This is a genomic window from Caulobacter vibrioides OR37, assembly GCF_000372645.1.
Lineage (GTDB): Bacteria > Pseudomonadota > Alphaproteobacteria > Caulobacterales > Caulobacteraceae > Caulobacter > Caulobacter vibrioides_E.
The window spans coordinates 1-1,409 of sequence record NZ_APMP01000062.1; the positions used below are offsets into that span (position 1 = coordinate 1).

1 protein-coding gene is annotated in these 1,409 nt (G+C 66.0%); it reads right to left on the reverse strand.

The genetic code is table 11. From position 1 onward, the window contains the following. Positions 1-98: 98 nt before the first annotated feature. Positions 99-1,205 carry a PLP-dependent cysteine synthase family protein gene (locus OR37_RS20485; RefSeq protein WP_004625394.1) on the reverse strand — a complete coding sequence of 369 codons (1,107 nt, stop codon included), beginning with the start codon at positions 1,203-1,205 and terminating at the stop codon, positions 99-101. Positions 1,206-1,409: the final 204 nt, after the last annotated feature.

Consider the following 1,409-nt stretch of genomic DNA (forward strand, 5'->3'; position numbering starts at 1 on the left):
GTGTGAGCGGTTTCGGCGGTTATCACGCTCTAAATGTTTGATTTAGAGCCTTATTATCCGCTCGAATGATTCCATTCGAGCGGATAAGGCTCTAGCGCTTACACCTCAAGCAGGCGCGCGATCGCGGTCTCGGCCTCGGAGCCGTCGATGCCGCGCTCGGCGAGCCAGGCGTCCTGGTAATAGGTGGTGGCGTAACGCTCGCCGCCGTCGCAGAGCAGGGTGACGACGCTGCCGGTTTCACCGGCGGCCGCCATCTCCTCGATCAGGCGCAGGCAGGCCCAGAGATTGGTCCCCGTGGAGCCGCCGACCGCCCGTCCCAAGCGCCGCGACAAGGCCCGCATCGCGCCGATGCTGGCGCGGTCCTCGACGGCGATCATCCGGTCGATGACGCTGGGCACGAAGCTGGGCTCGACCCGGGGCCGCCCGATGCCCTCGATGCAGCTGCAGAACCCTTCCGGCAGGATGGAGAGGGCGCGGTCGGCGAAGTGGCGGTGGAAGATCGAGTGCTCGGGATCGGCGACGCACAGCCGCGTGGCGTGGCGCCGATAGCGGATGAAGCGGCCGATCGTCGCCGACGTCCCGCCCGTGCCGGCGCCGCAGACCACCCAGCTCGGGATCGGGAAGCGCTCCTGCGCCATCTGGGCGAAGATGCTCTCGGCGATGTTGTTGTTGCCGCGCCAGTCGGTGGCGCGCTCGGCGTGGGTGAACTGATCCAGATAGTGGCCGCCTGTCTCGGCGGCCAGGCGCTGGGCGACCGCGTAGACGGTCCGAGGATCCTCGACGGCGTGAATCTCGCCGCCATGGAAGCGGATCTCGTCCAGCTTCGGCGTCGCCGTGCTGGCCGGCACGACGGCGATGAAGCGCAGGCCCAGCATCCGGGCGAAATAGGCTTCGCTGACCGCCGTCGATCCCGACGAGGCCTCGATCACGCAGGTGTTCGGCCCGATCCATTCGTTGCACAGAGCGTACAGAAACAGCGAGCGCGCCAGGCGGTGCTTGAGGCTGCCGGTCGGGTGGCTGCTCTCGTCCTTCAGATAGAGGTCGATCCCCGGATAGCGCGCCAGCGGCAGGTGGATCAGGTGGGTGTCGGCCGACCGATTGTAGTCCGCCTCGATCCGGCGCACCGCCTCGTTCAGCCACCGCCGCCCGTCGGCGTTCCCCGCGACCTGACCCGCCCGCGCCCCTTGCGCCGAGTTCCGCGACATTCCCTTGATCCCCGATTGATCCGTATCCACCCTGATCGTCAGGCCAGACCTCGGCGTAGCAATAGCGCGCGGGGCGTCCCCATAAAAGAACGGCGCGGACCCTAGAGCCTTATCCGCTCGAATGGAATCATTCGAACGGAAAAATAAGGCTCTAAATCAAATATTTAGAGCGTGATAACCGCCGAAACCGCTCACACTTTCGGC

Excerpts from the sequence above, each read along its gene's own strand:
- OR37_RS20485 (WP_004625394.1), bottom strand. The coding sequence starts at position 1,205 with ATGTCGCGGAACTCGGCGCAAGGGGCGCGGGCGGGTCAGGTCGCGGGG.